The sequence below is a fragment of the Pseudomonas sp. Y5-11 genome (genome assembly GCF_022368695.1).
GTDB lineage: Bacteria > Pseudomonadota > Gammaproteobacteria > Pseudomonadales > Pseudomonadaceae > Aquipseudomonas > Aquipseudomonas parakoreensis.
In genome coordinates this window covers 4,908,187-4,934,646 of the sequence record NZ_CP058974.1, presented here as the reverse complement: position 1 = coordinate 4,934,646, position 26,460 = coordinate 4,908,187, and the positions used below count along the sequence as shown (strand labels likewise).

Annotated in this window: 27 protein-coding genes; 11 read left to right on the top strand and 16 right to left on the bottom strand. The window is 57.6% G+C overall.

Annotation, left to right across the window (positions count from 1 at the left end; all coding sequences use genetic code 11):
* Positions 1–78 precede the first annotated feature (78 nt).
* A complete protein-coding gene (locus HXW87_RS21995) occupies positions 79–1,218 on the top strand; it encodes a GDSL-type esterase/lipase family protein (protein WP_239777757.1) in 1,140 nt (379 codons plus the stop codon).
* A 90-nt stretch (positions 1,219–1,308) separates the two neighbouring features.
* Here the strand turns inward: HXW87_RS21995 and HXW87_RS21990 are convergent, their stop codons facing one another.
* Positions 1,309–1,713 (bottom strand): mannose-1-phosphate guanylyltransferase, encoded by a 405-nt coding sequence (locus HXW87_RS21990; protein WP_239777756.1) that lies wholly within the window; start codon positions 1,711–1,713, stop codon positions 1,309–1,311.
* A 37-nt stretch (positions 1,714–1,750) separates the two neighbouring features.
* A complete protein-coding gene (gene galU, locus HXW87_RS21985) occupies positions 1,751–2,584 on the bottom strand; it encodes a UTP--glucose-1-phosphate uridylyltransferase GalU (protein WP_047295217.1) in 834 nt (277 codons plus the stop codon).
* A 389-nt stretch (positions 2,585–2,973) separates the two neighbouring features.
* Here galU and galE point away from each other — a divergent pair, with 389 nt between their 5' ends.
* From galE to HXW87_RS21955, 6 genes are all read left to right on the top strand, one after another.
* A complete protein-coding gene (galE, locus tag HXW87_RS21980; protein ID WP_239777755.1) occupies positions 2,974–3,990 on the top strand; it encodes a UDP-glucose 4-epimerase GalE in 1,017 nt (338 codons plus the stop codon).
* A 231-nt stretch (positions 3,991–4,221) separates the two neighbouring features.
* A complete protein-coding gene (locus tag HXW87_RS21975; RefSeq protein ID WP_003226528.1) occupies positions 4,222–4,458 on the top strand; it encodes a hypothetical protein in 237 nt (78 codons plus the stop codon).
* Positions 4,459–4,602: 144 nt separating this feature from the next.
* Positions 4,603–5,664 (top strand): polysaccharide biosynthesis/export family protein, encoded by a 1,062-nt coding sequence (locus HXW87_RS21970; protein ID WP_121186361.1) that lies wholly within the window; start codon positions 4,603–4,605, stop codon positions 5,662–5,664.
* An 8-nt stretch (positions 5,665–5,672) separates the two neighbouring features.
* The gene (locus tag HXW87_RS21965; RefSeq protein WP_239777754.1) at positions 5,673–6,338 is read left to right on the top strand and encodes a YjbF family lipoprotein; all 666 of its coding nucleotides are present in this window, start codon (positions 5,673–5,675) and stop codon (positions 6,336–6,338) included.
* Complete coding sequence (locus HXW87_RS21960; RefSeq protein WP_345773036.1) at positions 6,335–7,096, top strand: capsule biosynthesis GfcC family protein; 762 nt, start codon at positions 6,335–6,337, stop codon at positions 7,094–7,096. Before HXW87_RS21965 ends, HXW87_RS21960 begins: the two co-directional genes overlap by 4 nt.
* The gene (locus HXW87_RS21955) at positions 7,093–9,171 is read left to right on the top strand and encodes a YjbH domain-containing protein (RefSeq protein ID WP_239777753.1); all 2,079 of its coding nucleotides are present in this window, start codon (positions 7,093–7,095) and stop codon (positions 9,169–9,171) included. The genes HXW87_RS21960 and HXW87_RS21955 overlap by 4 nt, the downstream gene beginning before the upstream one ends.
* A gap of 1,008 nt (positions 9,172–10,179) precedes the next feature.
* On the opposite strand, the gene HXW87_RS21950 is transcribed toward HXW87_RS21955, so the two are convergent.
* The 3 genes from HXW87_RS21950 to HXW87_RS21940 form a co-directional block, all read right to left on the bottom strand.
* Positions 10,180–11,574, bottom strand: coding sequence for an undecaprenyl-phosphate glucose phosphotransferase (locus HXW87_RS21950; protein ID WP_131671806.1), 1,395 nt, complete (start codon positions 11,572–11,574; stop codon positions 10,180–10,182).
* A gap of 389 nt (positions 11,575–11,963) precedes the next feature.
* Positions 11,964–12,608 (bottom strand): helix-turn-helix domain-containing protein, encoded by a 645-nt coding sequence (locus HXW87_RS21945; protein ID WP_239777752.1) that lies wholly within the window; start codon positions 12,606–12,608, stop codon positions 11,964–11,966.
* A 279-nt stretch (positions 12,609–12,887) separates the two neighbouring features.
* A complete protein-coding gene (locus tag HXW87_RS21940) occupies positions 12,888–13,628 on the bottom strand; it encodes a winged helix-turn-helix domain-containing protein (protein ID WP_145594913.1) in 741 nt (246 codons plus the stop codon).
* A 507-nt stretch (positions 13,629–14,135) separates the two neighbouring features.
* Between HXW87_RS21940 and HXW87_RS21935 the strand changes: the two genes are divergently transcribed.
* Entirely contained in the window at positions 14,136–14,969 is an 834-nt protein-coding gene (locus tag HXW87_RS21935) for an undecaprenyl-diphosphate phosphatase (RefSeq protein WP_007969588.1), read from the top strand.
* 52 nt (positions 14,970–15,021) lie between these two features.
* Here the strand turns inward: HXW87_RS21935 and dusA are convergent, their stop codons facing one another.
* Positions 15,022–16,032: a tRNA dihydrouridine(20/20a) synthase DusA gene (gene dusA, locus HXW87_RS21930; protein WP_080963259.1), complete on the bottom strand. Its 1,011-nt coding sequence runs from the start codon at positions 16,030–16,032 to the stop codon at positions 15,022–15,024.
* A gap of 102 nt (positions 16,033–16,134) precedes the next feature.
* On the opposite strand from dusA, the gene HXW87_RS21925 reads away from it, so the two are divergent.
* Positions 16,135–17,259, top strand: coding sequence for a site-specific integrase (locus HXW87_RS21925; protein ID WP_047293249.1), 1,125 nt, complete (start codon positions 16,135–16,137; stop codon positions 17,257–17,259).
* Position 17,260: 1 nt separating this feature from the next.
* Here HXW87_RS21925 and HXW87_RS21920 read toward each other — a convergent pair whose 3' ends face one another.
* From HXW87_RS21920 to HXW87_RS21890, 7 genes are all read right to left on the bottom strand, one after another.
* Entirely contained in the window at positions 17,261–17,536 is a 276-nt protein-coding gene (locus HXW87_RS21920; RefSeq protein ID WP_025111104.1) for a pyocin activator PrtN family protein, read from the bottom strand.
* Between the two features lie 357 nt (positions 17,537–17,893).
* Positions 17,894–18,187, bottom strand: a complete 294-nt coding sequence (locus tag HXW87_RS21915; RefSeq protein ID WP_041074629.1) for a hypothetical protein — start codon at positions 18,185–18,187, stop codon at positions 17,894–17,896.
* Positions 18,188–18,203: 16 nt separating this feature from the next.
* Entirely contained in the window at positions 18,204–20,999 is a 2,796-nt protein-coding gene (locus tag HXW87_RS21910; RefSeq protein ID WP_239777751.1) for a toprim domain-containing protein, read from the bottom strand.
* 2 nt (positions 21,000–21,001) lie between these two features.
* Entirely contained in the window at positions 21,002–21,235 is a 234-nt protein-coding gene (locus HXW87_RS21905; RefSeq protein ID WP_041074625.1) for a hypothetical protein, read from the bottom strand.
* A 74-nt stretch (positions 21,236–21,309) separates the two neighbouring features.
* The gene (locus HXW87_RS21900; RefSeq protein ID WP_041074623.1) at positions 21,310–21,675 is read right to left on the bottom strand and encodes a hypothetical protein; all 366 of its coding nucleotides are present in this window, start codon (positions 21,673–21,675) and stop codon (positions 21,310–21,312) included.
* Positions 21,672–22,145 (bottom strand): YmfL family putative regulatory protein, encoded by a 474-nt coding sequence (locus tag HXW87_RS21895; protein ID WP_121186347.1) that lies wholly within the window; start codon positions 22,143–22,145, stop codon positions 21,672–21,674. The genes HXW87_RS21900 and HXW87_RS21895 overlap by 4 nt, the downstream gene beginning before the upstream one ends.
* Before the next feature lie 29 nt (positions 22,146–22,174).
* On the bottom strand, positions 22,175–22,375 hold the full coding sequence (locus HXW87_RS21890; protein WP_041074619.1) for a DNA-binding protein: 201 nt from the start codon (positions 22,373–22,375) through the stop codon (positions 22,175–22,177).
* 92 nt (positions 22,376–22,467) lie between these two features.
* Here HXW87_RS21890 and HXW87_RS21885 point away from each other — a divergent pair, with 92 nt between their 5' ends.
* Both HXW87_RS21885 and HXW87_RS21880 read left to right on the top strand, forming a co-directional pair.
* On the top strand, positions 22,468–22,815 hold the full coding sequence (locus HXW87_RS21885; RefSeq protein ID WP_041074636.1) for a helix-turn-helix domain-containing protein: 348 nt from the start codon (positions 22,468–22,470) through the stop codon (positions 22,813–22,815).
* Between the two features lie 100 nt (positions 22,816–22,915).
* Entirely contained in the window at positions 22,916–23,101 is a 186-nt protein-coding gene (locus HXW87_RS21880) for a hypothetical protein (RefSeq protein ID WP_041074617.1), read from the top strand.
* 55 nt (positions 23,102–23,156) lie between these two features.
* Here HXW87_RS21880 and HXW87_RS21875 read toward each other — a convergent pair whose 3' ends face one another.
* The 3 genes from HXW87_RS21875 to HXW87_RS21865 all read right to left on the bottom strand — a co-directional run bounded on the left by HXW87_RS21875 (position 23,157) and on the right by HXW87_RS21865 (position 26,313).
* Entirely contained in the window at positions 23,157–23,414 is a 258-nt protein-coding gene (locus HXW87_RS21875) for an ogr/Delta-like zinc finger family protein (RefSeq protein ID WP_041074615.1), read from the bottom strand.
* Positions 23,415–23,489: 75 nt separating this feature from the next.
* Entirely contained in the window at positions 23,490–24,359 is an 870-nt protein-coding gene (locus HXW87_RS21870; RefSeq protein WP_239779182.1) for a phage portal protein, read from the bottom strand.
* Positions 24,271–26,313 carry a terminase family protein gene (locus HXW87_RS21865; RefSeq protein ID WP_239779181.1) on the bottom strand — a complete coding sequence of 681 codons (2,043 nt, stop codon included), beginning with the start codon at positions 26,311–26,313 and terminating at the stop codon, positions 24,271–24,273. The genes HXW87_RS21870 and HXW87_RS21865 overlap by 89 nt, the downstream gene beginning before the upstream one ends.
* Positions 26,314–26,460 lie beyond the last annotated feature (147 nt).

Here is a 26,460-nt window from a genome sequence, read left to right as displayed (position 1 = left end):
AATTGGTGTATGACGCCGATCCAATGTGGGAGCGAGCTTGCTCGCGAAGGGGCCATTCCAGACTGAAGGAAATAATGCATGTTGGCAGTAAATGACGCTCAGCCGGTCGCTGCGTCCGTAATCGAAGTGGGCGATGCCCGCGAGCGCTTTGCGCAGTGGCGCGAAGGCAAGGCCGGGAAGGTGTTGTCGGTCTCGGTAATTGGCGACAGCTACAGCGCCGGTCAGGATTTTTACTTGAACAAACTGGTGCAGCGCGTGGCCGGCGAGGTCGGATTTGCCGGCCCCGGTTATGTCGGTTTCAACCATGGCGCGGCGCTGGGCGGCACGCATTTCAAATACACCCGCAGCAGCGAAAAGTACTTCGGCGGTGGCTGGCAAGTGTCCGGCCTCGGCCAGGCCAGCCCCGACAGCCGCACGGTGATCGGCAAGCCCGGCGCCTGGCTGCAAATCGACGCCAGCCCGACACCCGCCATCGACACCCAAGTCACCCAGGCGAAATTGCTCTACCTGGGCAACGGCGAGCCGAGTGAGCTGCGTTACCGCTGGACGCCCGCACAAGCCTGGCAACCCTTGACACTTGGAGGTTCAGGCTTACAGGAACTACCGCTCGCAGGTCTTTCGGCAGCCGCAGACTGGTCGTTCAAACTGGAGGTGGTGAAGGGCGCACCGACCTTGTTTGGCCTGTGGCTGAGCAACGAGCAGAACGGCGTGCGGGTCTCGAAACTGGCGGCCTCGGGCGCGGCCTCAGCGGACTTCTATCACCGCGATCCGCAATGGCAAGTGCAGTGGAAAGCCGCCGTGTCGAAGATCCCCGCCGACATTTACCTGATCATGCTCGGCGGCAACGACCAGGGTTTCGGGGTCAAACCCGAACAGTACCTGCACAACGTTCAAGGGTTGGTGGCGATGATCCGCGAGATCCAGCCGGCGGCGAGCATCAACCTGATCATGCGTCAGGACACCACGCGGTCCAGTGCCTACCCGATGTCGGCGTATGCGCAGGTCTTGCAGCCGTGGGCGCATGAGCAGCAGTTGGGCTTTGCCAATCTGCAATGCGCGTTCGGCCCTGACGTCAAACGCTATGCGGCGGCGATGATCGGGCCGGACAAGATTCATCCGCAGCCCGCGACGGGCGGGAAAGTGATTGCCGACTACTTCTATCGCTGGATCGTCAGTGGCATCAACACAACCAGTTGCGACCCAACGAAACCCCTGTAGGAGCTGCCGAAGGCTGCGATCTTTTGATCTTGCTCTTCAATACAAAATCAAAAGATCGCAGCCTTCGGCAGCTCCTACAGGGGTGGTGTTTTATTTGAAGTGATCTATCTGGCTCAGGAGCTCCGCAGTCTTCTGCGGCATCAGTTGCGTCGCACACCGTGTCTCGACATTGATGATGATCGCCGGCTCGTTGCAGCACAGGCGTACGCGGAAGCGCCAGTCGCTGAAGATCACTTTCAGGCCATCGCGGTCGTCCATTTCCAGCGCCTGCTCGGCATACAGCTGTTTCAGATGGGCGAGCAGGGGATAGGGATCGGCCAGCGGCAGGCGAATGTCGCCGGACGAAGGAAACATGCCGATGCGTTCCACCAGCAGAATACTCCCCAGCCACGACTCGTTGGCGCTGGGCAACGGCTGATGCCGTGACAGCCGGCTCACCGTCCCGAGGTTGCCCACCTCCCGTTCAATCTCTGCTGCATGCTGTGCCATGTTCATGGTTGCCTCCTGAAAAGAGAAGTGGGCGGGAGCCGTCTCAGCGGCCCTTGAGGTAGACGTTGTCGTAGCAGAAGTTGGTCGCCTGCAGATAACCCTCGGCGTCACCGCAGTCGAAGCGCAGGCCCTTGAACTTGTAGGCCAGCACGCAACCGTTCTGTGCCTGTTTCATCAGCGCGTCGGTGATCTGGATCTCGCCGCCCTTGCCCGGTTGGGTGTCGGCGATCAGGTCGAAGATGTCCGGGGTGAGGATGTAGCGGCCGATGATCGCCAGGTTCGACGGCGCGTCCTGCGGCGCCGGTTTTTCCACCATGTTATTGACCCGGTAGATGCCCTCGGACATCAGTTCGCCGGCGATCACCCCGTACTTGTGGGTCTGGTCGGCCGGGACTTCCTGGATGGCGACGATCGAGCAGCGGAATTTTTTGTACAGCTGGATCATCTGCGAGAGCACGCCGTCACCGTCCAGGTTCAGGCACAGGTCATCGGCCAACACCACGGCGAAGGGCTCATCACCGATCAACGGACGGCCGCTGAGAATCGCGTGACCGAGGCCCTTCATTTCCACCTGACGGGTGTAGGAGAAGGTGCAGGTGTCGATCAGCTCGCGGGTGCCGGCGAGGAATTTCTCTTTCTCGGTGCCGCGGATCTGGTGTTCGAGTTCGTAGCTGATGTCGAAGTGGTCTTCCAGCGCACGCTTGCCCCGACCGGTGACGATGGCCATGTGTTGCAGGCCGGCGTCCCGTGCTTCTTCAACGGCGTATTCGATCAACGGCTTGTTGACGATCGGCAGCATTTCTTTCGGCATGGCTTTGGTCGCCGGCAAGAAACGCGTGCCGTAACCGGCAGCGGGGAACAAACATTTACGAATCATAAAAGTATCCTGGACAGTCATGGAACACAGGCAACGGGTGCGCGCACTTATCAAAGCGCACAAGTTTCAATGATTATTGAACGAGTACTTTAATACCTGAGTCAGGTTGTTAATGGCAATTAGCGCAGGGGGTAAAACATGACAATGTTATGAGATGTCGGTTATAGCGTTATTGGTTATTTTTAGTCGGTATCTGTTGATAGTGATGAGTGTACTCGAGGTGCTAATAAGTACCGGGCAATACAGTTTGACCTGCAAAAATATTTATTGCCAGTGGTTGAACTAATTTTGTTTAAGGCTGTTGTCGTCCTTATTTGTGTGGTGCGCCACAGATTCAATGAAAGGGACTTGACAGGCTACTTGTCACTTATCCAATGACGGACCGCGCTATGAAGATTCTGGTAACGGGTGGCGCCGGCTATATCGGCTCGCACACCACACTTGCGCTGCTTGAAGCAGGTTATGAAGTTGTTGTACTGGATAATCTTTGCAACAGCAGCGATGCGGCACTGCATGCGATAGAAGGTATTTGCGGCAAAAGCGCGCTGATGATTCGCGGCGATGTCTGCGACCGGGCGTTGCTCGAGCGGATTTTTCGCGAGCATCAAATCGACGCGGTGCTGCATTTTGCCGGGCTCAAGGCCGTCGGCGAGAGCGTGCGCAAGCCGCTGGATTATTACGAGAACAACGTCGGCGGCAGCATCACGCTGTGTCAGGCGATGGCGGCGGCCGGAGTGTTCCGACTGGTGTTCAGCTCGTCGGCCACGGTGTACGGCGAGCCTGAGCAGATGCCGATCCGCGAGGATTTCCCCACCGGTATTCCGACCAATCCTTACGGCCAGTCCAAGCTGATCGTCGAGAACGTGCTGCGCGACCTGAGCCTGGCCGAGCCGCGCTGGAGCATCGCCTTGCTGCGCTACTTCAACCCGATCGGCGCGCATCACAGCGGGCACATGGGCGAAGACCCCAATGGCATTCCCAATAACCTGCTGCCCTACATCAGCCAGGTCGCGGTCGGCAGCCTGCAGGAGCTGTCGATTTTCGGCGACGATTACCCGACCATCGACGGCACCGGGGTTCGCGATTACATCCATGTCGTCGACCTCGCCGATGGCCATCTCAAAGCCCTGCAATCGATTGCCGATCGTCCGGGCATTCACACCTGGAACCTCGGCACCGGCGACGGCTACAGCGTGATGCAAGTGCTGCATGCCTTCGAACAAGCCAGCGGGCGTCCGGTGCCATACCGAGTGATGCCGCGGCGCAGCGGCGATATTGCCGAGAGTTGGGCCGACGCCTCCAAGGCCGCAAGAGAACTTGGCTGGAAAGCCACGCGCAGTTTGCAGGACATGGTCACCGACACCTGGCGCTGGCAATCGAATCATCCACGCGGTTATCTCGAATGATGTCGTTCTAATACTGAATGTTAGTTTCGGTCAGCTGTTAGATATCGTCGGGAAAATACGCTGGAAATGCCTTTTGCAAGTCCGTAGATATAAACCTGCCGTTCGACTTTTATCAGTTGGGTAAGACTGTGAAAGAACGACGGATCTTGTTCGCGATTTTCGCGAACTTGAACGCTACCACCGCTAACTCAGGCCGGTTTTTAACAGGCCGAATGTTAGAAAGGAGTTGATATGAAAAAAGTGATGGCGATTGCCCTGTTGACGATGTTGAGCAACTGGGCGTCCGCTGCTGAAGCGCCGCTTACTGCGGTGACCAATGTATCTGGCAGTGTCGCGGCTTCTACAGCGCCTGCTGCCAGTACTGCAATGGTTGCCAGTGCAGTCGCGGCGTCCAACAGCGGCGGAAGTGCCAACGGCGGTACCACGGGCACCACCGGTACTACCGGCACCACTGGCACGCACAACTAACAGGAACATTTGTTAGTGCAGTACAGGGTCGCCCGACGCAAGTCGGGTGACTTTATTTTTAGATTCGCCCTTGGATAGCGTAGTGCCATTATGACTCGTAGTTTTTCTCTTTTGCTGTTGGCAAGTATCGCTTTGCAAGGTTGCATGTTTTCCCCCGGCCAATACCTGAGCACCGGCGACATCACGCGCCAAGGCGCCAGCGAAAGCAGTCGGGTCGAGCTGATTCCGATCACGCCCAAGCTGATCTCGATGACCCGCGCCACGCAAAAGCGTGAGTCGGTGCCGGCGGAACTGTTGGCAACGCCGGCGGAATACCGCATTGGCAGCAACGATGTGTTGTACATCACGGTCTGGGATCACCCGGAGCTGACCGCGCCATCGGGGGCACAACAGCAGATCGACGCCAACGGTCGACTGGTGCGCTCCGATGGCACGCTGTACTACCCGTTCATCAAGGAAGTGCAGGCGGCCGGCAAGACCATTCAACAGCTGCGCTCGGACATCGAATCCCGCCTGTCGGCGTTCATCGCCGAGCCGCAAGTGGATGTCGCGGTGCTGCGTTTCGCCAGTCAGAAAGTGGTGGTTTCGGGCGCCGTGGCGAAGGCCGGTCCGCAGCCAATTTCCACCAACCCGCTGAGCGTGGTCGAAGCCCTCGGTACGGCCGGCATCGACACCAACAACGCCGATCTGTCGGGCCTGCTGCTGACGCGCAATGGCCGGGTGTATCCGCTCAATCTCGACTCGCTGAACCAGCAGGACTCCGAGTTGCAGCACGTCTTCCTCAAGGGCGGCGATCAGTTGTATCTGCCGTACAACGACAACAAGCGCATCTACGTCATGGGTGAAGTCAACCAGCCCCGCGCGCTGAGCTTCAAGACCGCGACGATGAACCTCTCCGATGTGCTTGGCTCGGTCGGCGGCTTGAGCCAGACCACCTCCAATGGCAACGCGGTGTATGTGATTCGCGGGGTGGAAAACCTCGATGTCGAGCCGGCGAAGATCTATCAACTGGAAGCTCAGTCGCCGACCTCAATGGCACTCGCTTCGCATTTTGAAGTGCGTCCGCAGGATGTGGTGTACGTCGGCCCGGCCAACGTCACGCGCTGGAACCGCTTCATCAGCCAACTGGTGCCGTCGGCATCGATCGTCGGGACCGGGGCTTCCGCTGCGAAGAACTGGAGCGAATTCAGTAACAACAGCAAATAAGGCCGACCGTGAAAACCTTGAAAGTGGGCGTCTGCCTGATGGCGGCCTTGATGTTGTGTGGCTGCAACCCGCTGATGACCGCCTCGGTGCGCAACCTCAAGTCGGCGGTGATCGGCCCGGACGAGCTGGACGTGAGCGCGGCCCAGGTGGCCGAGGTCAAGTACCCGCAAATCAAACTGACCACGCCGTCCGGCTCCGGGGTACTGGCGCTGGTGCGCGAGCGTGAAGACCTGCAGTTCTGGGTCGCCTCCGGCAAACAGGTGTTGCTGCTGCGTGACGGCCTCGCCGTGCGCACCATCGGCCTCGGTGTGGAAGGTGATCTGGACGGCACGCGGCTGGCTGACAACGCGCCGTTCAAACGTGGCCTGCATCAGGTCGCCGACGGCTTCACCAGTCAGCGCTGGATCGACCTGTACAAGGGCCAGGAAGTCGGTTTGATCGTCAATAGCCGGTTCTCCCGCCGAGCCACGCAAACCCTGCACATTCTCGACAAGGAATACACCGTGCTGCGTGTCGACGAACGCATCGACGTCCCGGCCATCGGCCTGCGCGCGACCAACCATTACTGGGTCGATCCGCTGGACGGTTTCATCCTGCAGAGCGAGCAGCAACTGACCACGCAACTGCGCGTGCGCATCGTGCAACTGACCCCTGATCGCAGGCATCTGCCGTGAAGCGCTTACGCATGTTATCGGCAGGTTTGCTGTTGCTCAGTGGCGTCACTCAGGCAGCGGTCACGGTCAGTGGCGATGTGGCCAATCCGGGGCCGGTGGAATTGCCGCCGGGCGGGCGCTTGCTCGACGTGATCAGCGTGGCGGTGCCGAATGCCGAAGGTTACTGGCTGGCCGGCGTGTTGCTGCGCCAGTCGTTGCTGGAACAGCAGGCGCGGCTCAAGGCCGGAGTGTTGTTCGATCTCGATGTGTTGCAGCGCATGGCCTCGTTGTTTGATCGACCGAGCCGCGCGGCACTGGCGCTGCGTCTGTCCGAGCAGGTGCGGCAGATGCCGGTCACCGGGCGCCAGGTAGCGGACCTCGATCCGGTCGCGGTGGAAGTCGGTTTCGCGCGCAACATGCGTCTCGACGATGGCGATCGTCTGATCTACCCGAAACGGGTCGACGAGGTGCAAGTGCTGGGCGCGGTTGCCGAGACCTGCCACCTGCCTTATCAGCCCTTGCTGGAGGCGCGCGAGTATCTGGAAAACTGCACGCCGCTGGACGATGCCGAAGCCGATTACCTGTGGCTGATCCAGCCCAATGGTGCGGTGCGGCGCGTGGGCATTGCGCACTGGAATCGCGAGAGCGGGCAGTTTCCCGTGGCCGGCAGCAAGATTCTGGTGCCGGTGAAAAACGATGATCTGGATCCGCCTGTTCCTGAACTGAATCAGCAGTTGGCCGAATTGATTGCCACGCAGCTGGCTGAGGTGGTTCGTTGAAGTTACGTGTTGCAGCTGTGTTGTTATTGCCGTGCGGCCTGGTGTATGCCGAGCCGCGTATTACTCAAAATGATTTTGGTGGCACCGGTCTGTTGCAGACCCCGACCGCGCGCATGGCGCCGGCCGGCGAACTGAGCGTCAATGCCAACCGCACCGAGCCTTACAGCCGCTACAGCGTGTCGTTGCAGCCACTGGACTGGCTCGAAGGTTCGTTCCGCTACACCGCGATCACCAACCGGCCGTACGGCTCCGAGGCGCTGAGCGGCAGCCAGAGCTACAAGGACAAGGCGGTCGACGCCAAGGTTCGGTTGTGGCAGGAAAGCCACTGGGCGCCGGAAGTCGCGCTGGGCTTCCGAGACATTGGCGGTACGGGTCTGTTCTCCAGCGAATTTTTTGTCGCCAACAAACGTTTCGACAATTTCGATTTCAGCGCCGGCATTGCCTGGGGTTATCTGGGTAATCGCGGCGACCTCGACAACCCGCTGGGCTACGTCAGTGATCGCTTCGATACCCGACCGGCTCTCGAAGGTACCGGTGACGTCAACTCCGGCTCGTACTTTCGCGGTCGGCCGTCGTTCTTCGGAGGCGTGAGCTACCAGACGCCGTGGGATCGACTCAGCCTGAAACTCGAATACGAAGGCAACGACTACAAGCACGAGCCGAAGGACAACGTGATCAAGCAAGATTCGCCGATCAACTTCGGCGCTGTGTTCAAGGTGGCCGATTCGGTGGACGTCAGTGCGGCGTGGGAGCGTGGCAATACGGCGATGTTCGGCATCACGTTTCACACCAATTTTGTCAGCCGCAAGGCGCCGGCCAAGACCTACGATCCGACGCCGGAACCGCTGCCGGCGAAGATGCCGACCACGCCGATGGAACAGGTCAACTGGGCCGACGTGTCGCAACGTTTGCAGCAGAATGCCGGGTACAAGGTCGAGCGCATCAGTCAGCGTGATTCCGAGCTGATCGTCTACGGCGAGCAGCAGCGCTACTTCCATTCGTCCAAGGCTGTTGGCCGCGCGAGCCGGATTCTCGACAACAGTGTGAACGACGACATCAACTGGTTCACCGTGGTCAACAAGCGCTACGACCTGCCGCTGGAAGAGACCAGCGTGCCGCGCCAGACCTTCCGCGAAGTGATCAACAACGAGGAACCGCTGGAGTCGCTGCACCGCACCACCGAGATCAACCCGGCGATGCCGCACAACGAGAAAACCCTCTACAGCGAAGCGCCACAGCACTTCAATTACGGCGTCGGCCTGGGCTTCAAGCAGAACGTCGGCGGCCCGGATGGTTTGCTCTATCAATTCAGTGCAGATGCGGACGCGGAGTACCGCTTCAACCGCAATACCTGGTGGAACGGCTTGCTCAGTGCCAACCTGGTGAACAACTTCGACAAGTTCACCTACGACGCGCCGAGCGGCCTGCCGCGGGTGCGTACCGATTTGCGTCAGTACCTGACCACCTCGGAGGTGACCATGCCGTTATTTCAGGTCAGCCATGCCGAGCAGTTGGACAAAGACCTGTATGGCATGGTCTACGGCGGTTATCTGGAGTCGATGTTTGCCGGTGTCGGCGCTGAGGTGCTGTTCCGGCCGACCGGTGAGCGCTGGTCGGTGGGGGCGGATCTGAATTATGTGCGTCAGCGTGAGTTCGATCAGGGCTTCGGCCTGCGCGACTACTCGGTCTGGACCGGGCACATCACTGGCTACACCGACTTGCCCTACGACACGCTGGCTGCGGTCAGCGTCGGCCGTTACCTGGCTGGCGACTGGGGCGGTACGCTGGACATCTCTCGCGAGTTTTTCAACGGTGTGCGTTTCGGCGCTTGGGCGACGATCACCACGGCTGGCAGTGCCGAGTACGGGGAGGGTAGTTTCGACAAGGGCATCTACCTGTCGATCCCGTTCGACGAAATGATGAGCATGTCGACCATGCGCCGCGCCAATCTGGTCTGGGCCCCGCTGACCCGTGACGGCGGCGCCAGGCTCAATCGCAGCTTCCAGCTGCACTCGATGACCGATAGCCGCGAGGGTGACATGTTCTATCGCAACTTCTCGAAGATTACCGAGTAACCCCAGAGCCTGCTCGGGAGCTGTGGGATCGGGATGAACTGGATATCCCGATCCACCCCCAATCCCTGTGGGAGCGAGCTTGCTCGCGAAGGCGTCGGCACATTCAACATCTCTGTCGGCTGATCCACCGCCATCGCGGGCAAGCCACGCTCCCACAGTGGTTCGGGGTGAAGCAAATATCTTGATCGACAACCCAATTCCTGTGGGAGCGGGCGTGCCCGCGAAGGCGTCGGCACATGCAACATCTCTGTCGGCTGCTCCACCGCCATCGCGGGCCACCCACGCTCCCACAGTGGATCGGGATGAACTGAATATCCCGGATCCACCCCCAATCCCTGTGGGAGCGAGCTTGCTCGCGAAGGCGTCGGCACATGCAACATCTCTGTCGGCTGCTCCACCGCCATCGCGGGCCACCCACGCTCCCACAGTGGTTCGGGGCGAAGCAAATATCTTGATCGACAACCCAATTCCTGTGGGAGCGGGCTTGCCCGCGAAGGCGTCGGCACATTCAACATCTCTGTCGGCTGACCCACCGCCATCGCGGGCAAGCCACGCTCCCACAGTGGATCGGGATGAACTGAATATCCCGGATCCACCCCCAATCCCTGTGGGAGCGAGCCTGCTCGCGAAGGCGTCGGCACATTCAACATCTCGGTCGGCTGACCCACCGCCATCGCGGGCACGCCACGCTCCCACAGTGGTTCGGGGTGAAGCAAATATCTTGATCGACACCCCAATTCCTGTGGGAGCGAGCCTGCTCGCGAAGGCGTCAGTCCATTCAAAATCCATGTTGCCTGACCCACCGCTATCGCTTGCAGGCAAGCTCCCACAGTGATTTTGTGGTGTACCCGATTTGAGTGAACACCGCCGGACTCTGTGGGAGCGGGCTTGCCCGCGAAGGCGTCGGCACTGCCACCCTCGCAACCGCCTGATCCCACCACCAAATCCCGCCCACAAAAAAGGGGACTTTCGTCCCCTTGCGCTATCGCCTGGCTTGTCACCAGTCCATCAATAAATATCTTTCGACAACAGCGTAAACGGCGTCTTCACCAGGATCTTCAGATCCAGCCACAACGACCAGTTATTGATGTAATGCAGGTCCATCTCCACCCGACGCTGCATCTTGTCGAGGGTGTCGGTCTCGCCACGGCAGCCGCTGATTTGCGCCAGCCCGGTGATGCCCGGTTTGATTCGGTGACGAGCCATGTACGCGAGGATTTTCCCCGAGTAGTAGTGGTTGTGCGCGACAGCGTGAGGGCGCGGGCCGACCAGGGCCATCTGCCCCTGCAGCACGTTGAACAACTGCGGCAGCTCATCCAGCGAGGTGCGGCGGATGAACCGCCCGACGGCGGTAATCCGCGAGTCATTGCGGCTGGCCTGGACCACCTCGCGATCATCGTGCACGCGCATCGAGCGGAATTTCCACACCTGAATCACCTTGCCGTTCCAGCCGTGGCGATCCTGCTTGAAAAATACCGGTCCCGGCGAATTGATCTTCACCGCCAGCGCGATGAACAGCAGCACCGGGCTCAACAGAATGATCGCCAGCAGCGCCACGCCTTTTTCCACCAGACTTTTGCTCAGCGCAGCAGTAGGGCGGCTGGTCAGCGGGCTTTCGTTGAGGCAGATTGCCGGCAGACCATCCACGACCTTCACCGAGTGGTTGAGCAGGGTCAGACTGTTCAAGTCCGGCACCCAGACCACATCAACGTTGGCCCCGAGCAAATCGACGTACATCGCTTCGATTTTCGCCGCTTCCGCCAGCGGCAGGGTGATGTACAGACGGCGGATGTCATGATCCTTGATCAGTTGCAGCAGATCTTCCTGATCGCCCACCACCCGCGGTGCATCCGAATCCAGAACCGGTTTCGTGCCATTGCTGACCAAACCGACCAGTGGCAGGTTTTCCACCAGACTGATCTTCTGCGCCAGGCCCAGCGCCAACTCACCCGTACCGACAATCAGGGTTTTCTGCGCACTGGTGCGGGAACGCTGGTAGTACTTGGAAAACGCATGCAGCGGCGCGTACAGCAGCGCCTGACCGAGGAAACCGTACACCGCCCAGCTCAGCGTCACTTCACGGGAAAACACCTCGTCGGCCTTGCACACGAACGCGATGCCGGCCAGCGCGAGCATGGTCATCGACCAGCCCATGAACAGACGTCCCAGACCCGTCAGGTAATTGTCCTGTTTGCGATAGACGCCGCTGAACGTGTACGCCGGTACCGAAGCCAGTACCGCCAGTGTTGCGCACAGGCGGTAATAGAACTCGACGGTGCCGGTATGGCGTTCAGCAAGTACGAACAACAGCGCGACAATGAAACCTTGCGCCAGCGCCCATTGGCCCCAGAAGGTAAGTCCCTTGAGGCCGTTATTTCGATTGATCCGTAGAGAGAGTTCCATGAGATATCCCCAGAAATACGTCCATTCAGGTTTCGACAGTTAAAGTCCGAGTTGCTAGATAGGCTTGTTGTTGTTATTGGACGAGTGTCCTGAGGTAACAACGTCGATAGGCCGAACTGTCGTCAATCAATAGACTAAGTTATTGCCGGAGAGGGTGTCTGACGAGTTCTAACAAGATGGCACTGTGCCAACTTTCGAGTAATCAAATACAACGCTGTTAGAAAAGGTCGTGGAGCAAGGGGTGAATAAATGATGTTGTGTTTGTTACTGTAGGAGGGGTGGAGGCAGGGAACTTTATTTACCAGGGAGGTGAAGTCAAACAGAGTGCTCTTGTTGTTTTTGTAATCGCACTGTTTTCTGTTTGTTTTGTTCGCGGAGAGCGTGCGTGTTTACGCAACGATGTCCTGGATGAGGCAATAACCGCGATTTCTTACGGCACGGAACAATCGCTCCCCATTACTGGCGCTTTTGAACTTGTCCTGCAGGCGACTCAGGCACATCTCCAGGCCACGATATTGCTCCGGTTCACGACCGATGCTGAGGATCAGATCGTCGCGGCTGACAACGCGCTCTTCGTGATGGAGCATTTTGCGCACCAGCGCGGTTTCCAGTCCGGTCAGGCTGATTTCGACGCCTTCCTTGATCAGGGCGCCTTGATCATCGTCCAGATGCCAGGTCGTGTTGCCAGTGGCAGCGTCTTCAATGGCGGCAGTGCGGTTGTCGCACTCTGCACTTTGAAACGGCTTCGCCGATTGTGCGGACAGCCATTCCGATTCGAGGGTGGCGAGGATGCGCTGGGTGTCGTGTTCAATCGTGCGGGCCACGTGTTTGCGGGTGCCGCTTGGGTAAGAGAACTCCATCAGCATGGGCGCGGAAGAGGGCGAAGTAGCACCTTCAATAAACATTTGTGCCTGAGACGTGCCAAACGAATTGAAGCGCTCGCTGGACAGAATGCTCTCAAGTTCACGCTGCGACGTTGTACTGTGAGTCACGACGACAAAATATTTTCTCGGGAGGGTTGTACTCGTTTCCATGTCTCTCTCCTAAAATGTGCACCAAAATGGGCGAAAAGATAAATCGGCAGGCGAGCAATGACTTCCTCGGAAGTAATCGACAGGCAGGGTCTGGGCTTAAAATGGCCCTCGATAAGTTCCACTCGTTCTGCTGCTATGTTGTGAAGTTTATTGTTATGGTTCGGTGTAGCCGTGCTCATTCAATGGCTTGATTATAATTAGATGTGAAGTACAACTAGAGCGGTATGGTTGCATATGACGATCCTTCGTAATTATGCAAAGAGGATGGCTGCCCGAGAGTCAGGCAGTCGATATCAGACCCCGCATCAGGCGATAGCCGTAGCCGCGGATGCTCTGAATCGCGTTCGTACCATACATGTCCTTGATTTTTCCACGCAAGCGGCTGATGGATTTTTCCAGCGCTCTCGGGTCGTAGAAATGAGTGTTGAGCCCCATGATGCTGGCGATTTCATCATGGCTGAGAATGTGATTGCTGGTCTGCGCAAAGGCTTCCAGGATCTTCATCTCGGCGAACGAGATGTCGAGTTTCTGACGGGGGCTGCCCAGCAGGCAGATACGCGTAGGGTCGAGCGTCAGATTGATATCCCGCTGCCATTCTTCACTGTTGAAGAACTCACCGAGCAGCTCGTCGCCCTCGTCGGCAAGGGTATTGAGTTTGATACAGAAGTCGGCACCGGCCAGAAAATACTTGATCTTGTTGAACGCGCCGCGACCGGTAATGACCGCGCAGATGATCGGCTTCAAGTTGTCGCTGCGCAGGCTTTCGATCAGCGCAAGATTGTCTTCCAGCGCTTGCGGAGTATCGATAACGATGAAAATGGCGCGATACGGACCAGAAAGTTCATTGTTGAAGGAACTAGTGTACGAACCGGCCTCAAGTGCCATATCAGTGTGTACGTGCTTCGCGATCAGCGCCCTGAAATGTTCGGCCACGCCACGGGTACGACCCAGAGTAAGAACACCAGGTACGTCGTTTGTCGGGCGCGGACTTCTAGTCGCCAAGTTCCCTGAGAGCATCATGCATTGACTCGAATTAGGTGCTGACATCGGGATGTTAAAGCACCGGTTCTCATCTGTGACTGACAATTGGTAACATTCACGCGATTTTTAGACGTGGCTCCCGAGTTTTCTAACAATAATTAAGCATTTCAAGCTTTTAGTTGATTTTCTCGGGGCTGTGAACTAGTCATTACATGGTGGCAATGTGGAATTGTGCCACTATTTTGAATCTATGGCGATGGCTTTATTCATGTCCAATTGCCACTGTTCACGATCCTGAGACAGTGTGAGCTGGATCACACTTTATTGGCGAATCGATCTTTTTTCTACTATAGGCCTAAATATTTTTCGATTAGTTCGTAGGCGGACGTTTATTAACATGGCTTGAGTGTGTCTTTTGATAAGACATATTCTCCGTCGCCTGATCAGGCAATGGGTGTCGCGTTATACCGATTGTTTAACTTCAGATACTCAATTCCTGAATACAGTTGACCGGTCGCTCAGCAAGAGCGCTCTGACGGAGGATTAATGGATTTCTGGACCTTTATCCAGGTGTTGATTTTGGGCGCGGTAGAAGGCCTGACCGAGTTCTTGCCGATCTCCAGTACCGGCCACCAGATCATCGTCGCCGACCTGCTGGACTTCGGCGGCGAACGCGCGATGGCGTTCAACATCATCATTCAACTGGGGGCGATCCTGGCCGTGGTCTGGGAGTTTCGCCCGAAGATCTTCGACATCGTCAAAGGCCTGCCCACCCAACGCAATGCGCAACGTTTCACCCTCAACCTGCTGATTGCCTTTCTGCCGGCGGTGATCCTCGGCGTGCTGTTCGCTGACAAAATCCATCAATACCTGTTTAACCCGATCACCGTGGCCATGGCCTTGGTAGTGGGCGGCATCGTCATGTTGTGGGCGGAACAGCGCAGCCATGTGGTGAGCGTCGATCACGTCGACGACATGCGCTGGTCAGACGCGTTGAAAATCGGTTTCGTGCAATGCCTGGCAATGATTCCCGGCACGTCGCGCTCGGGCTCGACCATCATCGGCGGTTTATTGTTCGGCTTGTCCCGGAAAGCCGCCACAGAGTTCTCGTTTTTCCTCGCCATGCCGACCATGGTCGGCGCCGCGGTGTACTCCGGCTACAAATACCGTGACCTCTTCCAGGCCAGCGACCTGCCGGTGTTCGCCCTCGGTTTTGTCATCGCCTTCATCTTCGCCATGATCGCCGTGCGCGGCCTGCTCAAATTCATCGCCAACCACAGTTATGCGGCGTTCGCCTGGTACCGGATCGCGTTTGGCTTGTTGATTCTGGCGACGTGGGTGTTTGGCTGGGTGAACTGGACGGAAGCGGCGGCGGGGTGATGCGCACGCCAGGCGGATCAACCCGCCTGGCGCGTTTTACGGAAGGAGGGCATCAACGCCCTTGCAGCAACTCCCCCGCCTGATCCAGCAACGCCAGCGGATCCGTAGCCTTGTGAATATCCACCGACAACAACTGACGGAATTTACGCGCCCCCGGGAACCCGGTGCCCAACCCCAGCACATGCCGGGTGATGTGATGCATCGCACCACCCGCCTGCAAATGCTCGGCAATATAAGGCCGCAACTGCGCCAGCGCCTCGGCACGGCTGATCACCGGCGCGCTGCTGCCGAACAACTGCTGATCGACCTCCGCTAGCAAATACGGATTGTGATAAGCCTCACGCCCCAGCATCACACCGTCAAAGGTCTGCAAATGCTCATGGCAGGCCTCCATCGTCTTGATCCCGCCGTTCAGCACAATCTCCAGCTCCGGAAAATCCGCCTTCAACTGCGCCGCCACGTCATACCGCAACGGCGGAATATCGCGATTCTCCTTCGGCGACAACCCCTCCAGAATCGCAATCCGCGCATGCACGGTAAAACTGGTACACCCGGCATCCCGCACCGTCCCGACGAAATCACACAACTCGGCGTAACTGTCCCGCCCATTGATCCCGATCCGATGTTTCACCGTCACCGGAATCGACACCGCATCGCGCATCGCCTTCACGCAATCCGCCACCAACTGCGGATGCCCCATCAGGCACGCACCGATCATATTGTTCTGCACCCGATCACTCGGGCAGCCCACATTCAGGTTCACCTCGTCGTAACCATGCGCCTGCGCCATGCGCGCGCAGGCGGCCAGATCCAGCGGGACGCTGCCACCCAACTGCAATGCCAGCGGGTGCTCGGCTTCGTTGTGACGGAGGAAGCGTTCGTGATCGCCGTTGAGGAGAGCGCCGGTGGTGACCATCTCGGTGTAGAGCAGGGCGTTCTTCGACAGGAGGCGTAGGAAGTATCTGCAATGCCTATCAGTCCAATCCATCATGGGCGCAACGGAGAACCTTCTAGACAGCGTAGAGCCGGTGTTTGTTGGGTATGTAGCTGATTTCTGTACCATTTTGCTCTACGTGTTCTAAGCCGATTTCAGGGGGTAAATAGGCGTTTTCTGGGGTCGGTTGGTACAATGTACCAACCACTTTCCCAATTGTACCAGTTGACTATGGCCACGATCAGAGCACGGAAACGCACCGACGGCAGCACCAGTTACACGGCACAGATACGCCTGTTTCGCGATGGGGCGCAAGTTTACCAAGAGAGTCAGACCTTCGCCCGAAAACAGGCCGCACAGGCTTGGGTGCGTAAAAGAGAAACCGAACTGGACGAACCAGGTGCGATCGAGCGGGCGAACCGACCTGGTGCGACGATCAAGGAAATGATCGATCGCTACTTGGCCGAGATGACCAAGGCGCGCCCTCTCGGGAAAACGAAACTCGGCACGTTGAAGGCGATCAGCGAGTCGTACTTGGGGAAACTGAACGACAGAGATATAAGTAGCCAGCACCTGGTTGAGTATGCGCTATGGCGCATGGGCAAGGAGGGTGGGGGCGTTCAGCCTCAGACCGCTGGCAACGATCTCGCACACCTTGGCGCTGTTCTCTCGATCGCTCGGCCAGCTTGGGGTTATGAGGTGGATCCGCATGCAATGGCGGATGCGCGCCGAGTATTAAAAAAGCTCGGTTACAACATGAAAAGCCGCGAACGCGATCGCCGGCCCACCCTGGACGAACTCGACAAGCTGCTTACACACTTCCTGGATATCCAAACCCGTCGTCCAACTTCTATCAACATGCTTAAACTGACCGGCTTCGCGTTGTTCTCCACGCGTAGGCAAGAAGAGATTACCCGGATCCGCTGGGAGGATTTGGACGACGTTGGCCAGCGGGTTCTGGTTCGTGACATGAAGAACCCTGGGCAAAAAATCGGTAACGACGTCTGGTGTCATTTGCCGCCAGAAGCATGGGCGATCCTTCAGACCATGCCCAAGGTGTTGCCTGAGATTTTTCCTTACAGCGCTGAATCCGTGTCGACGTCCTGGACAAGGGCCTGCAAAATCCTGGGCATTGAAGATCTGCACTTTCACGATCTGCGACACGAAGGCGTCAGTCGTCTTTTTGAAATGGATTGGGATATTCCGCGGGTGGCGAGCGTGTCGGGCCATCGAGATTGGAACTCAATGCGCCGTTATACCCACTTGCGCGGGCGAGGGGATGCTTATGCAACTTGGGAATGGTTCGAGCGCATCCTGCAGGCGCCCGTAAAGCTGGGCGCCAAAACGTTGAAGTGAATTAGCTGCTGCGCGGCGCGCTATTCAGTTGATTACTCTCTTTGACTGCAGCAGCGCGCTGTTCATCCAGATAGGCCGACAGGTCTGCAATATGAACACCTTTCGCACTTTTCTGGCTCGGCTCCATGCGAGTAATCGGGAGCTTTATCTGCCCGGCACCAACTTTGCGTTGAAACATATCCGTTGTCAGGTGCGTGAAATAGTCCTGGCACACTCGATCCAGGGGAATTACCACTTGGCCATTGTATTGAGCCATCAGTACAAAAAGCGTTTTCATAGTGCGATACCTTCGAGTGAGTAAGTTCGATCAATTGGGGGGCGGTCTGCTGTCGATTTGCCTGCCAGTAGTTGAGCTACAACAGCGAACTCTGTCGCATCGATGTCGCCCAACTCTTTGGCGAAAGTGGTAAGGCATTCAAGCCGGATCCTCGCTGCTTCAGTTTTCCGTACTCGATATTCAAACAGCGCTGTACCTACGATTCTGATAGCCATCAGATGCCGTTCGTGCGGGTCACTGTTGTTGAGTGTGTTAGCCTTTGGATCACTGCTGCTTTGGTGCCTTGCTTCCATGGTGTAGCCCTCAGTGGTGGTTGATGTCGGGGAGCTGCAACTCCTCGACATCGCTTCTCATCCGTCAGTCTCGACGGGCCAGGTGAATAACCAGGTCAGCGTAATTCGGGTCTTCCTCGGTGCAGGATTGCCATTCAAGTACGCTCAAGATCTGCTGCGGGCTGCACGACTCCACCAGGATTTCGCGCTGGCCACCTGCAGCACGAACTTCAAGAATCTGCAGCAGCCCGTCCTCGCCGTAAGCCCCGGCTTGAATCACCGGCTGGCTCTTCCCCAGCGCATTCAGGCGATCGATGATCTCCTGCAGCTTGTTCGTGTTGCCGTCGCCGGCATTACCCATAAAGACTTGGATTTGCATCGGTGTAGCCTCCTTTTCACGCTTTGAAGATCCAGCACTTGACCGTTGTGGGACGGCCCGGCGCCAGGGGGGTTCTGCTGTTCATCGCTGCGCGGACTGCGCTGTGTACGGCTTTATTTGCCTCCAGAAACTTGTGCGAGCGGGACTCTTTCAACAGGTCGCGCAGGGTGGCGACGTCGGCCAGCTTCTGTTTGTGTTCGGCAGCTCGTTCGCTGAACTCATTGAGGTTGATCGCAATCACGTTCGGGTCGCTGCTGTGATCGACTAAGGGGTCATCATTGAGCGATTCGAGGTAGTCGTAGACCTCCCAGAATTCGGCAACGGCCGGGTGGTCGGAGCTGATTGAGGCTTGACGCTCGATTGCCATACGGACGATCTGCCGCTGGGTCGCTGCTACCTGAGGCTCGTCCAGTTTCAGAACCAGGCGCAGCGCATCGAGCAGCGAAAGCAGCTGCGCGTGGTTCTTACTGATCCGCTCCACACGGATGTATCCGCGCAGGTCGGATCCGCAGCTGCGGCAATTACCTTGTTCGCTTGTGAACTCGGTTCCGCAGTCGAAGCAGTGGGTGTGAAGACGGCGCAGCTTGGATTCGTATTCAGGCATGCGCTGGGCGAAAAGCTCGAGGACGGCCGATTCTTTACCGACGGCCCGAATCAAGAAGTGGCTGAGCGTGCCGCCGTCCAAAGCGTTCAGCTTGTCCGCTGCAGCGCGGCTTTGCGGCGTCACTGTCGGCCGGATGAAGTGCAGCTTCACGATCCGGGTCATGATCGCCTCATGGGCGACCACGGCCGCGTTCTGGCTGATGGCGATCGTGCCGCGAAACGGTGGTTCGTAGGTTTCGTTGCCGGCAGTCTTCACACCCTTGGTGGCCAAGGTGCCGCCGCCGTAGTAATCCTTTAGCTCGTCCCATTCGAAGGTTTTGGCGTGAGAGCGATCCTCGCTGTGTCGATCGGCTTCGAGGAATACGACCGGCATACCTGCGACTTGCCCCATCAACCGCGAACGGCCGGCTTTCGTCGATTTCATCGGGTCGAAGCCTTCGTACCCCTCGCGGCCGAGCAGTTTCCACAGCAGGTTAAGCAAGGTGGTTTTGCCGGCGCCGGCCTCGCCGGTGGCTTCCAGAAATGGGAAGGACTGATAGCGCGCCCGGATCTGCTCGCAGAACAGCGAACCGAAGAAGAACACCAGTGCGACCAGGCCCTGGGCGCCGAAGCATGTCCACAGCAGCTGCAGCCACTGCTCGTTAAAGTCCTTCCCCTCACGCTGTAGCTTGATCGGCACGCCTTTCTGCAGCGATTTCAGCCGAAGTTTTCCGAACTCGAAATAGTCCTCGCTGTTGATTTTGTAGATCGTGCCATCCTTGATGGCGAGATCCCCAAAAACGTAGCAGCCGTATTCCTTGCTGTAGCCCACGTAGTCGATCGTGGATACGGTTTTGATGCCGAAAAGCTGATCCTTCATCAACTTGTCGAGCTGCTGGCCGCTACCGGTGTACATGGCACCCGCAGCCATTCCGAGCAGACGTTTTTTGAACTCGCTGGCGGCTGACAGCTGACCGCTGGTGAAGGTGTTCTTCACGCTTTCTGAGTCGTGAGGGAAGTCCACGCGCACGTAGTACCAGGATTCGTCGGTGACTTCGTTGCGTTGAAAGTACAGCGCCTGTGGGTAGCAGTTAGCGATCTCGACCACGCTGCCGGACTGCTGCAGAGCTTTCTCGCGCTGTTGGGATTGGTTGAGTAGTTGGTCGTCGTGGTTTTCGCTGTCCTCGATGTCCTGCATCGCCCGGTTGAATTTTTCCATGTCCAACTTGAACCAGTAGAGGCGGCTACCGAAGCCGAGGTGAAATTCCCCGCGCTTGTTCCAGTCATACATCAGCAACGCTTTCTCGGCGGCGCTCTCGGCAAGCAGCAGCGCACCCAGATGACGCGTCTGTTTCAGGTCAGCGGCAATCTGGTCGGCTCGCTCGCTTTCGTTGTCAATGAAGCCCCAGCGTTGATGTAGGTCGTTCCAGTCGGTCTTCCGACCGTCACGCAGAGGGATCTGCGCGGCCTCACAGACGAACCCCAGCGCTCGCGCCTGCTTGGCCCAGCGTTTGGTGTAGGTATGTGCACCTGGTTCGTTATCCAACGCCCAGACCAGCTTCGGCAGCTTCCCCTCACGGTCACGAACGAGCGCCCGTAGGGATTCCTCCGGGAACGCATTCGAAGACATGGCGGATACGGCTGCGATTTCGTTATGCACCAAAGCGATCGCGTCGAAGATGCCTTCCACTATCCAGATTTCTTTGGCTTCCAGCAGATCCACGCAAGGCGGGCACCACCAGACGCCGCGGTAGCTGTCCTTCGATTTGAACCGCGCTTTCATCTTTCCAAAGCGGTGTGGGCGGTCGATCAACCTTTCCCACCAGCCACCTTTCTCCAGGGCAAAGCGAACGGTAGCGCTGCCAGCGTTGTGTTCGGCCGAGTAATAGCTTTCCTGGGTGAACCATCCCTGGATCAGCTCTAAGCGAAAACCTCGGGCAAATTCCAGATAGGCGCGGGCGGTCGCGTTAGGGTGTTGATCGGTCGCTGGCGCGCGTTTGCTCCAGTCTTCAAACAGGTCGTCGTACAGCTCCTTCACATGCATCGTGTGGGCGCATTTTTCAGGTCTGCCGCAGATCACTAACCACGGAGCATCAAAGCGGGTGTAAAGCGTCTTCTGCCGGCACTTCGGGCAAGTACCCCCCCGCATGTAGTCGGTGTTTGTCCTGTGCTTGAGGCCGTAATCGAATTTCAAGCGTTCGATCACGTCGCTACGCAGTTGCTCTTTCATGGTTACTTCACTTTCTTAAGGCAGAGGGAGAGGGCGCCGATCAGGTGTTTCTGAGCGGCCATCACAGGACAGTTAGCGAGGATCGATCCGTGACGCAGGCCTTCGGGGATAAATCGGTATTGATCTGCATACCAAAGGTCATTGAGGCTGAGACGGTACTGTTCACGCAGGTTTACCAAGAGCGCTTCGGCCTGCGCTGGCGGCAGTTTTGCGTTGATGTTCAGGGTGTTTTCCATCGTCAAACCTCAATTTCGGGCGCAGCTCACCCAAACCCACGGATATGGGGGGTCGGGAATTTGTTGGTTGGGTGTTAAGGAGTGGTAACGCGGAAACGCCCGTTGTCCGGCGCGTTCAGAATGCGTTCATAGATCAGGCTGACGGGGACGGCCCAAACCTCACCGGTGCCTGTGTCAGTGATAACTGTATGTGTCGCCGTGCTGGTCAGTACATCGAGGCGCTGCCGATCGCTTGCGGCAGATAAATCGCTGTAGGCCAGGTGAACCATTTTTTCGGCTGTCGGAGTCAGTACGTCGAAGTCGGACACCAAATGTTGAACGGCGCGTTTGACCAATTGCAGATCGTCGCTCAAGTGTTCGCACCGGTGCCGTTCGAGGAACAGCGACGCCGCGGCTTTGAGCATGTCCTGATATTCCTGTGCTGCAGACAGATTGTTCATTGGGCTTTCCCCGCACGGTATAGAGCGATGGCTGCAAGCACTTCGGAGTGTCGTGCAGCAACATGGAGGTTGTGGGCGTCTAGGATCAGCTCGGCTTCTTCTTCGCTGATCGAACCGTCTTCAAGCGCCTTGGCGATCGCTAGGTCAACACAACCGCGCTTTGCTGCTACCTGCACCGATCGAGCGTAAAGCTCGACGTTGTCCAAGGTCTCAGGATCAGCAACCGGCACAAACAGCCCGCCATACATCGACGCGACGTAGTTGGGGAAATGGTGTGTGCCGCAATCTTGCTCCAGCATGAAAACTTGCGTGTCACTAAGGGGGCTACAGCCGGCATTTTCGTAGGCATGGTTGTCGAACTTTTTAAGCTTCAGCCCCAAGCGTGCGGCGGCGGCCTCACGTCCTCCGGTATAGCTGCGGATGATCTCGCTCATGACTTCTTTGCGAGTGTCTAGGATCGGGCTTTTCATCTTCTACTTTTCCCTGTTGAGCGCCGCTATTACTGTTCGATCACGCCGTCTTTAATCCCTAGTAACACAGCGGCGCGATGTGCCTCCCCCCGGCGACCTTTGATCCGACCGTTCAATAGGTCGCTGACTAAATTTTTGTTCAGTCCGTGTTTGCGACTGAACTCCGCAATGCTGACTCCTTTTCGATCAAGCGCCGCCCGGGCTTGCTCGTGCGTAACGGTGGCGGGCATAGTGCTCCCCTTGTTTGTTTCTGTTTGTTTGCGTTTGTCTGTGGTGATTCTTGGTCAAAAAAATGATCAAGTCAATGGTGGTGAATAAAAAAATGCTCATAGCGGATCGAGTTGGTGAACGCCTCAGGGAAGAGCGCGAGCGCTTGGGGTTAAATCAAACTGATTTTGGAGTGCTGCTTGGCGTCAGCCGGGGCACACAAAAGAACTACGAATTGGGAGCGAACTCTCTCGATCTCCGATACGTCACGGCTCTTGAAGAACGTGGCGTTGATGCTGCCTATGTGCTGACCGGCCGGCGATCCACTCCTCTGGGTCAACTTTTTAGCGCAGCAGAAGAAGAGTTGATAAACCAGTTCAGAACCATCTCGGATGAGGATCAAAAAGCGATTCGTCGTTTCCTTGAGGCCATGGCTGACGACGCCGCCAGGCGTCGGTCTTAATTCACGAAAAGCCATACATCATTGGGAAAGCTACCATTCCAATGATTTTTGCCACGCCCCATAAAGTCCGTTCAGCAATGCACTTTATGGAGTAGTTAGCATGTTGGATCGCAAGAAGAACGATCAAATCAACCTCGAGCACGTCGGGTCGGAAACGACCGTACTCACGGACATCGAGCGTCGACTGATCGATCTGTATCGTCGGCTGAGTCGCGTTGAACAGCAGCAGGTTCGTCGCGTGGCTGAGATACTGGCAATCAACCCAAAGGAGAAAGTAGGGGGCTGAACGTCATTCTTTGAATGATCCCGATCGCCGACGCTGCAGCGTTGGCGGTTTGTACCTACGCCACCGCCTGCGACCCCAACTGCTCGAACAGCTCCCGCTGCTTCGCCCTGGGCAACTCGCGAAACCGATCGATCAACATGCGTTCGAAGGTCTGCGAAGACGGGCTGAGCGTGTGTGAGAACGTCAGGTTTGACACCCACGTATGCCCGCACTTTGCGTCCAGGCATTGGCAATACAGCTTCACGAACTCCGTTGTTACCTCTTCCCGTGAAGCAATTCGACCCTTGTGGCCGCACTTGCATACAACTCTCATTGTGTCCCTCCCCAGGGGCAGCTGATCGCCACCATATTGCCACAATATGTAGTGGCTTTCTCTCCGCTTGGTTGTTCATATAGTGGTATCCACTGCTTCCTGAGCGGGCTTCCAGCTAAAGCGCCTGTCTTTTCGCAATTTGTCATTAAGCTGGTCGAACAACTGGCAGATCGGCCGGATTTCGTTGCTGGTGTACACGCGATCAATCTTTTCGATGTCGCCGAATCCACCGGTGTTTTCCGGGATGATGCCTGCCAGCGCCGGGTTCATCCGCCAGGCCGCGATGACATCGTTTCGAGTGATGTTCTTCACTTTCTCCAGCTCGTCTTTCGCCTGGAAGTCGCCCACCGGGATGATCTGGATGGCGTTTTCCTTACCGTTGGGGATGTTGACGAACATTGATCGGAAGTTGCCCACACCCTTGCTCGCGCTGATTTGGGCGCGCAGCTCGTCTTCGTCCTCTTCGGTCAGGTCGGGGTCATTGGTGTAGAAGATGTAGCCAGCGTGCGCACCGTTGCTGTAGTAGCGCCGGCGGAAGAGGGTAGCGGCCTCATTCAGCAGCAACGCCTGCAGACCTCCCAAGTAATCCGGAATCCCGTAAATGTTCTGTTCTACGTCGTAGTCCAGGACGTGGGAGATTTCGTGCGCCTCGAATTCCATTTCCTTGTTGTCGGGCAGCAGCATCACGAAACCGCCGTCGACCTTCACGCGCATGTTGATCGCCGGCAGGTGCTGTAGCTCCAGCACCTGGCCGAATGCGTTGGTGTCGTTGTAGAAGTACGCTTCGCCAAACACCATGTAGTCCAGTCCGGCACGTCCCATCGTCTCCGTGCTGCAGCCAGCCGAAGCGATGAACTCACGCAACAGCAGGTTGCGCTTGAACTTCGGAATGGCGCCGTGGTGCGCGTTGGCGCGCAGCAGCCTGGCCAGGCCAGCTCGCGACACCGGTGGCTTGTAGATCTTGCCGTCGTCGCTGGGGAACACGCCCACGTATTCGCCGATGTTGCCCGACAGCACCTGTTCCGGCTCCCCGAACGTAAACGAGCGCATCGGATGCTGCTGTGGTTGGGCTACGTGGTGCTTTCTGCGTTTGCGGTTGGCCATGGCTGCTCTGGTTACTCGTGACGTAGCGGCTACGACGCCGCTTGTTGGTGTTCAAAGGTTCGTTGGACAGGGCGTGCATCACCGCCCAGGCAATGTCGGCGTGACCGGTGGCTTCGGTACGGGATGCGCTGTAGGTGATCTGACCGCTGTTGGTGGCGCCGCGCTTGATGGTCAGGAAGGCCTGGGCGATATCCGTCCATCCGGCATCCCACTCAATGCGACTGCCTTGAATCGTGTCCTGGGCTTTGAGCACCAGGGCGTTTTTCGCTTCCAGGCTGTAGTGAATCGGTGTCGCCTTGGCGTAGAAGTCGCGCACCAGGTCGAAAACGCCGTAACCCACGCCGGTGACATCGATGCCGATGTGCTGCACGTTAAAGCGCTCGGTCAGCTTCTTGACCTGCGCGGCCTGGTAGGTGAACGAATGGCCCCGCCAGCTGTGCTTCTCCAGGATCCGGAACTTCGCCCCGGGTTCGAGCGGCGGCGCGATGACCACACAGGTGGCGTCGTCGCGGGTGCGACTCGGGTCGTACCCCAGCCACACCGGGCTGTTGCCGAACGGGCGATCCAGATCCGGGTTGTAGTCCTCCCACAATGACAGATCCGAGTAGCAGCGCTCCAGATCCTTGAGACTGAACGCGCTTTGGGTGCTGTCGATGAACTTGCAGTAGAACAGCTGCTGAAACTTGTCCTCGTCGTACTCCAGCTGCAGCTGCTCCAGGTCGAACAAATCGCAGCCGCCGGCGATCGCATCGTCCAGGGTGATCGTTTTGCGCCACTGGCCGTCCGGACACAGCGCGCCCTGTGTGTAGGCCGTTTCGCTCGGCCACACACCGCCGGCCTTCTTGCCGCGCTTGCTGTTGCGGAACTCTTCGCCCGACCAGAACGGATACGCCTGGTGCGACACGGCGCTGGGCGTCGAGAAATAGGTTTTGCGCCACTTCTTGTGGGTGCCCATGGCGCTGGCCACGGTGCTGAGTTTTTCGAAGTCGCGAATCCAGAAATATTCGTCCACGTAGACGTGGCCGTGGTAGCCCTGGGCGGTGCTGCTGTTGGTGCTGAGAAAGCGCAGCTCGGCGCCGTTGCTCAGGGTGATCGGGTTACCGGTCAGCTCAATATCAAACCATTGCTTGGCGAACTGGATGATGTAGCTGCGGAAGATTTCGGACTGCGATCGGCTGGCTGACAGGAACACCTGGTTATCACCGCTCAACACGGCGTCCATGAACGCTTCGCCGGCGAAGTAGTAGGTCAGGCCGACCTGACGGCTTTTGAGGATGTTCCGGACACGGCGGGTCAGCGGGTTCTGTTTCGCCTCGAACAGTTCTCTCTGGTAGCCGTACATTTTCGAGATGAACTTATCCAGGAAGTCCACTTCGGTCAGGCCGCTGATGTCATTCTTTGCCTTCTTTTCGCGCTTCTTGTCGCCGCCTTCGCCACGCTCACGGCGTTGACCAGGCTGACGTTCGCGAGGCTCGTCCGGACGATCTGTTGCCGCCGCCGGCGCAGGTTTGGCCGCGAGCTTTTTCAGTCGCTCAAGCAGGCTTGTCAGCCGCTCCAGTTCGTCCAGTTCGGCTTTCGTCAGCGGCTCGATCTTCTCCAGAATCAAGGTGATTCGTCGGTTGACGGCGCTCAATGGTTCTTCATCCGTAAGCATCTCGTCCCAGCCGCCTTGGCGGATCCAGTAGTAGACGATACGGATATTTGGCAGCTTCAAATGCGCCTGGATTTCCTTCACCGAACAGCGGCGCAGGTAGAGGCGTTTTGCGGCTTCTTTGACTTCGGTCGGGTAATTCATGGGCCGCAGTCTATGCGGCGAAAACGCCGGAAACGCGGGGTTAAATCCCATCATTCGCCTATATCCGGAAAATAGGAGATCGCCGAAAACCAACCGTTTGTTTGGGGCAAATCGGCTCCCTATCGTGGCGGCTCATTCAGTGATTGA